Genomic DNA, 7062 nt, shown 5'->3' on the forward strand with positions numbered 1-7062 from the left:
ACTCCTGAAAATATTACTTGTATAACAAGTATTTACTACGTGTAGCTTTAAATTTAGACAATCCGGGTTCCCAGCTGTTCCGGATCTCCGCCTCGGTTTTACCGGCAATAATTTGTTTTTTCAATATATCGTTACCGGCAAGCTTGGTAAAGTAAGCGGTAAAGAAATGCTCTTTATCCGGGTATACTTTATATAGATCTAACAGCCACGCTAAATTAAGCCTTCCGGATTTCTTAATGATTTCCGTATTGTAATCTTTTAAATTAAGGCCATAACAAACCTGGTCCTTAAGAGGTGGGTTATCGCTCATGCCGGGTATGCTTACCGGTTTAAACGAAAAATCATATTTGCCCTTTAACAGCGGGCTGCCAATTACCTGGAAAGGGAACATGGTACCCCTGCCCAAACTAAATGCAGTGCCTTCAAACAAACATATATGCGGGTACAGCAATATAGACTGATCTGTATTTAAATTAGGCGACGGGCTAACCGGAAGCTTGTAAGCCATGTCCCTTGTATAGTTGGCTACCTTAATAATTTTTAGCTTGCATTTAACCTTGTTCTTTAACCAGCCTTCGCCGTTTATCATTTGGGCATATTCGGCAATGGTCATGCCATGTACAATGGGGATAGGGTGCATGCCAACGAATGACTGGTAGGCGGGATCTAAAATGGGGCCATCAACATATACGCCGTTGGGGTTTGGCCTGTCAAGTATCATCAACTCAATATTGTTTTCGGCACAGGCCTCCATTACATAATGCAGGGTTGATATGTAGGTGTAAAAACGGGCGCCAACATCCTGTACATCAAATATTACCAGGTTAATACCTTTCAGGTCTTCAACTGTGGGCTTGTTGTGTTTGCCGTATAACGATATTGCGGGCAAGCCGGTAACCGAATCTACCGTGTTATCAATAGTGGCGCCATCGCTGGCATTCCCCCTAAAACCATGCTCGGGGCCGTATATTTTTTTTATGCCGATGCCCAGTTTCAGCAAACTATCAACCAAAGGCATTTTTTTACTGCCGATAACAGAAGTTTGGTTAATGAGCATACCAATGTTTTTACCGCGCAGGTAATCAATGTAAACAGGCACCTGGTCCGCAGCTGGGACAATTGGTTTTACGATGTTTTTTTTGGCACTAACGGCAGGTTTTTTAGGTGCCTGTGCAAAGTTGTCGCAGCCAAAAAACAGGCGGCTAATTACAATAAAAGAGAGAACTAACTTTACTCTGATCATATTTTATAAAGTTAAAGCAAATTTAAAAGCAGTATGTTTAACTGTAAAAACGCATATTTGCGAAGGTACAAAAATCATTCTGCATTGAGTTTCGCCAGGTTTATATCAAGTCGTATTACTTTCAAGTCAAAGCGTACATTTTCAAAACTGATAGTGCGCATTGCCATTATAGGCATAATGCTGGGTTTGGGTGTTATGATATTATCGCTTGCGGTAATAAAAGGCTTCAAGGGCGAGATAAAAGACAAGGTAAGGGGCTTTGCCGGCGATATACAGATCATTAAGTTAGATAATAACAACTCTTACGAGAACTCCTCTTTTGCCGATAGTGCCGCGGTTGTAAAAAACATCCGGAGTTTGAGACAGGTTGCAAGCATTACTCCATATGCAACCAAGCCGGGTATTATAAAAGCCAATAACGAAATTGAGGGGGTAGTGCTTAAGGGGGTAGATAAAGATTACAACTGGGACTACATCAAAAAAGCGCTGGTATCGGGCTCTGTAATGAATTTTAAAGATTCTACGCTGCAGGTATTAATATCACAATACACTGCCAACCGTTTAAAGCTAAAAGCCGGCGATGACCTGCTCATGTATTTTATAAAGGAAGGGCAACCGGCACGTAAACGTAAATTCAAAATAACAGGCATCTTTAACCTTGGGGTTGACGAGGTAGATAAGACCTTTGTAATAAGCAACCTTGCATTAATAAGACGTTTAAACAATTGGAAAAAAGGCGAAATAGGCGGTTATGAGGTTAGGGTAAAAGACTTTAACAGGGTAGGCAGTACCGCCGATGCTATTGACGACATTTTGCCTATCATCCTTAAATCAAATACTTTAATAGAAAACTACCCAACTATTTTTGAATGGCTAAACCTGCTTGACGTTAACACCGTAGTAATGCTGGTGCTGATGACGGCCGTAGCGGTTATTAACATGATATCGGCCCTGTTAATAATGATACTGGAACGTACCGCAATGATAGGCATATTTAAAGCCATGGGTGCCGGGAACTGGGTTATTCAAAAGATATTCCTGTACAACGCGGCTTATTTAATAGGAGTGGGGTTGTTATTAGGCAACTTATTAGGGCTCGGAATAGGTTATTTTCAGCAAAGAACGCATATTTTTAAACTTGACCAGGCATCTTACTACATGACCTTTGTCCCTATAAAATTTGAAGCCGGTGATGTAATAATGTTAAACCTGAGTACGCTGATAGTATGCCTGCTGGTACTCATCATACCATCAATGCTGGTTACACGCATCTCGCCGGTAAAGGCCATCAGGTTTAAATAAATTTGAAGCGAATTTGTATCTCTTAGAATAACCGGTAGCTAATACCTAAGCGCATTAATTCACTACGGGCTTCATAAGGGCCTACTCCACCTATCATACCATCCTGAAAATTGGTTAGGCCATGCGCGTAACTCGCAATAATACCTATACGATTGTAGGTTGCTGCCAGGCCAATCCTCAATCTTAAATCCACATCTTTATCCGGCCTGCTTCTATCGGTATAAACGGTTCCTTCTGTATAAGTAGCCTTACCGTGTTCGCGTGTTTCGGTTTTTATGCCAACGTCTACCCCCGGTAAAATATCCAGCTTAAAATATCCAGCATTCATCCGGTAGCCTATGTATGGGTTAAGGTTAATATAATTGCTTTGCAAATAAGTGCGTCCGGTTACGGTAATAGGGGATGTATTAATCAGGGCTGCATTAGCATTGTACATATTGTAACTAACAATATCAACCTTACTTTTTAGTATCTCATAAGCGGCACCTAAACCAACAATAAAGCCATGTCTTACTATAATTTGGGCTTGCACTGCACCGCCATAACTAAAGCCATTTTTATTGCCGTAAGGGTTATTAGTATAATTTAAGCTATTGTCAGAACCACCATTTATAGAAGAGCTGCCTGTTGTAGATGCACCACTGTAGTGGTATAATCCCGAAATTGCCTGTACGGTAACTTCTACCTTTTGGGCAAATAATTGTGTTGCAATAAATAAGAAGGATACACTTAGTACAAGTTTCTTCATTTTTTTGAGCCTTTAAAATTGATCTTTAGGTTTAGTCCGCCGGCACCAAAACGTATTTGTTGTGCACCAAGCCCATCAAGCGGGTACTTTAAGAAAGGTTCAATAATTAAGCGGTTATTTTTACCCAGCGGATAACCTATACCAAAAGCAACATTCAGTGTTTTACCAAAATAAAAACTGTTAAAGCTTTTGCTTGAAGTTTCGTCCTCCTGCCGGGTGACAGTTGAATATCCCTGAGGACTAGCCTCCCTGTATTGATAGCTGGAAGTATAGCGCTCATCTATAAACGTACCTGAACTTAAGCCCGCTGATATGTAAGTGTCATTCTTTTGCGGATTAAACTCATATTTAATATTCACAGGGATATCTAAACCCACTAAACGTGCATTATAGTTCTTAAATTCCGGCACACTTAAACTTTTACCGGTAACAAATGCATTTGCCTGACTGATAGCTGAATTAGGCGCCGCACTTGAGTATAGTTGCCCCCCATTGCTTGGCGGGGCATTATCATATCTCAAGGTGTTTTGTGCTAACGAAACCCCGGTAGAAAGTTTGATGTTATTGCTCAGTTTTATATCTGAAGTAAAACCGGCGCCCGCGTTTATTTGATTGGCACTGCCCGTAGCATAATTTAAATAAGTAGCGGCATACACGCTAAAGTTAACTTTTTTACTATCCTGTTTATCAGGTGCCTTGTTTTTAACTATAGCATTTCCCCTTTCACTTTTTAGCAGCTCCATAATGCTTTTTGGCGGCTGTACTTTTTGTTTAACGGCATCATTGCTATTATCAACTATTACAGGTTGATTGTTTTTTGCAATTTGCTGCCCGGGGGCTTTATTAATAATAACCTTCTGGCTGTCTGGTAAAGTTTTAGGGACAGCAGCAATTGCCACAGGTGTTTTTTCGGGAGCACCATCGGTTACCGGGTATTGTACAGCAGGCGGCACAGCACGACTAAAGTTTTCAGGCCGGGGTGTTGCACGTGGGTAGCTCTTAGCCAAACTATTATTGTACTTATTATTTTGTAAAACATCTGCATTTTGTGATGCATCTGTAGTCTGTTGTTTATCTGTTTGTTCGGCAGGTAGTTGTGCAGCCGGCTTTTGTGATGATGCAATATTATCCCCGGAAACTGCTGAGTTAGCTCCGTTAGTTGCCGCAACAGAATCTTTTTGAATTGGTTTTACAATATTATTGGCTACATTCTCAACCGGCTTATCGGGGTTAAGCAGCCATAGGCCCATGCCTAAAAATACAAGTAATGCAGCAGCAACACTGCTCCACCATAGCCAGGCAATTTTATTATTTTTTGGTTCGCCCGGGAATTTTTTTCGCAGCTGTGCCCAGCCCTCATCAGCAGGAGGATATGGGTAATCCTCAAACACCTCCCTGATGCGGTTCGTTAGATCTTTATCAAACTTATCATCCATGGCTTTGTGTTTCTGTTGTTATTAGCTGCCTAAGTTTATCTTTTGCCCGGCTTAAATACACTCTTGATGAACTTGCCGGAAGGTTCAAAATTTTACCAATCTCATCATGGTTGTAACCATCAATTTCGTACATATTAAAAATAGTAAGCTGTATGTGCGGTAATTGCTTCATCAGCTTTAATATATCCTGTGCGTTTAAATTTTCAACCGCGTTTGCATTTGTGCCAACAGCAACAGCACTGTCCAGATCAGTGTTGGCCATAAATTTTAACTCTTTACGGCGCCTGTCAATAGCTGTGTTAACTACAATAGTGCGCAGCCAGGCTTTAAAGGGTTTATCGGTGTTATAAGAATTAATGTTATTAAAAACTTTTATAAAAGCATCGTTAACTACTTCTAACGCATCATCAGTATTTAAACTATAGCGCGCGCTTATACCCATAGCGTAGCCATAGAACTGCTTATACAGCAATTCCTGGTATTTAAGGCTACCTGTTTTGCACTTACTTACAATTTCATCTTCGGTAAGGCGGTGGAGTAATTGCATTAATAGTTTGTACCCGCTTTTTAAATATTACGCATTGTTTATAGCAAATGCTACAAAATAAATTAAAAATAAATGTTTGTTGTGAAAACCGGCTGCTTTTATGTTATTCCGGTTAATATAAAAGCCACTCCTTATAAAAGAATGGCTTTTAATTAAAACACATTAATAATTTAGTTAACCCTCTTCAGGTCGTATCTGTAATTCAAAGTATCTCCCTGGTTAACCAAAATTACCAGGTTAGTGCTACCGTCGTAATTGTAAAAATAATTCCCATAAAGGTGAATTTTTACAGGTGTGCCGGTTTTAGGGTAAGTTTCGTCATTAAATGCCATATAGGTAGCGTTTATGCCATATTGGCCTTTGCTGCCTGCATGTACAGTAGCTGTATCGCCCAGCACTTTGTAAGCCCCACCAGTTTCTAATACTAATTGAATATTTGCTTTTTTTAGCGTGTCAATTTTGGTTTCATTAAGCTTTTTATGTAGTAACCTAAACTGGCCCTCAAAGGTACCGATTGGATAAGGGACAGGATTACTGGTTTTATTGCTTAAACACCCGGTTGCAAATAATGATAAAACTAATAATGCCGGTAATAAATAAATAGATATTCTTTTCATAATTTTAACTGTTACGCTATATATTACGGGTTGTAATTAATAAACGCTACACCCTAAAGAATATTTTTTAAACTTTCTTGGCCTCGTTCCAAAAAACATCCATCTCTGTAAGGCTCATATCATGTAGTTGTTTGCCATTTTCGGCAGCCTTACTTTCCAGGTATTGGAACCGCTTTATAAATTTGCGATTTGTTTTTTCAAGTGCATCCTCGGGGTTAATATTTATAAAGCGGGCATAGTTTATTAATGAAAATAACAGATCGCCAAATTCACCTTCGGCCTTTTCATGGTCAATGGTGGTTTCATCGGCCAGATTAAATTCATCTTTAAATTCCTGCAGTTCTTCTTCCACTTTGGCCCATACCTGGTCCTTGTTATCCCAATCAAAACCTACGCCGCGGGCTTTTTCTTGTATGCGTGATGCTTTTACCAATGCCGGTAAAGATGCAGGCACGCCACCCAGTACAGATTTATTTCCTTCTTTAAGCTTTATTTGTTCCCAGTTGCGCTTTACGTCGTTCTCATCCTTAACCTCAGTATCGCCGTAAATATGGGGGTGGCGGTTTATCAGCTTATCGCAAATGCCATTTAAAACGCCGGTTATGTTAAAATCATTAGTTTCTGATGCTATGCGCGAGTAAAAAACCAGGTGTAGCATAATATCTCCCAATTCCTTTTTTATTTCATCCATATCGCCGCTTAATATGGCATCAGAAAGCTCGTAAGTTTCTTCTATAGTTAAATGGCGAAGGCTTTCCAACGTTTGCTTTTTATCCCATGGGCAATTAATCCGCAGGTCATCCATAATGGTAAGCAGGCGGTCAAATGCAGAAGATGGTGTTGCAGCGGTAATAGGAGCAGTTATAGGCATAGCATTAATTTAGAATATGCAAATGTGCGGATTTTTAAATTAATTGCTAATTGCGTTTTTAGAACAGTTCATCAGTTTAAGCAAACAGAATTGTTTTTTGCCGGGAGTTGCCTGCGGCCGGGCTTTGCACTTATACTGCACATGGCCTTAGCCACAAGGCCGGTATCCGCTCCAATCCATTAGGTTTGTTTTATATTTAAAAGATATCGCAAGTCAGAGGTGAACCAGCTCCGATCCTAGGTGTGGAGACCTATTTAGGGATTCGGTCCTCTGACTTTGCTATGCTTCGGGCTTAAAT

General features: G+C 40.1%; 7 protein-coding genes. 1 reads left to right on the forward strand and 6 read right to left on the reverse strand.

The genetic code is table 11. The features are described from left to right. Positions 1 to 13: 13 nt before the first annotated feature. Positions 14 to 1243, reverse strand: coding sequence for an exo-beta-N-acetylmuramidase NamZ domain-containing protein (locus WC743_RS14980; RefSeq protein WP_373013036.1), 1230 nt, complete (start codon positions 1241 to 1243; stop codon positions 14 to 16). A 33-nt stretch (positions 1244 to 1276) separates the two neighbouring features. On the opposite strand from WC743_RS14980, the gene WC743_RS14985 reads away from it, so the two are divergent. Continuing rightward, positions 1277 to 2545, forward strand: a complete 1269-nt coding sequence (locus WC743_RS14985) for an ABC transporter permease (RefSeq protein WP_373013038.1) — start codon at positions 1277 to 1279, stop codon at positions 2543 to 2545. 22 nt (positions 2546 to 2567) lie between these two features. Here the strand turns inward: WC743_RS14985 and WC743_RS14990 are convergent, their stop codons facing one another. From WC743_RS14990 to mazG, 5 genes are all read right to left on the reverse strand, one after another. Then, a complete protein-coding gene (locus WC743_RS14990) occupies positions 2568 to 3293 on the reverse strand; it encodes a hypothetical protein (protein ID WP_373013040.1) in 726 nt (241 codons plus the stop codon). Beyond that, a complete protein-coding gene (locus tag WC743_RS14995; protein ID WP_373013042.1) occupies positions 3290 to 4729 on the reverse strand; it encodes a hypothetical protein in 1440 nt (479 codons plus the stop codon). Before WC743_RS14995 ends, WC743_RS14990 begins: the two co-directional genes overlap by 4 nt. Then, a complete protein-coding gene (locus tag WC743_RS15000) occupies positions 4722 to 5276 on the reverse strand; it encodes an RNA polymerase sigma factor (protein WP_373013044.1) in 555 nt (184 codons plus the stop codon). Before WC743_RS15000 ends, WC743_RS14995 begins: the two co-directional genes overlap by 8 nt. Positions 5277 to 5446: 170 nt before the next feature. Continuing rightward, the gene (locus WC743_RS15005; protein ID WP_373013046.1) at positions 5447 to 5893 is read right to left on the reverse strand and encodes a hypothetical protein; all 447 of its coding nucleotides are present in this window, start codon (positions 5891 to 5893) and stop codon (positions 5447 to 5449) included. A 67-nt stretch (positions 5894 to 5960) separates the two neighbouring features. After that, the gene (gene mazG / locus WC743_RS15010) at positions 5961 to 6764 is read right to left on the reverse strand and encodes a nucleoside triphosphate pyrophosphohydrolase (RefSeq protein WP_373013047.1); all 804 of its coding nucleotides are present in this window, start codon (positions 6762 to 6764) and stop codon (positions 5961 to 5963) included. Positions 6765 to 7062 lie beyond the last annotated feature (298 nt).

It is taken from the genome of Mucilaginibacter sp., assembly GCF_041660805.1.
Taxonomy (GTDB): domain Bacteria; phylum Bacteroidota; class Bacteroidia; order Sphingobacteriales; family Sphingobacteriaceae; genus Mucilaginibacter.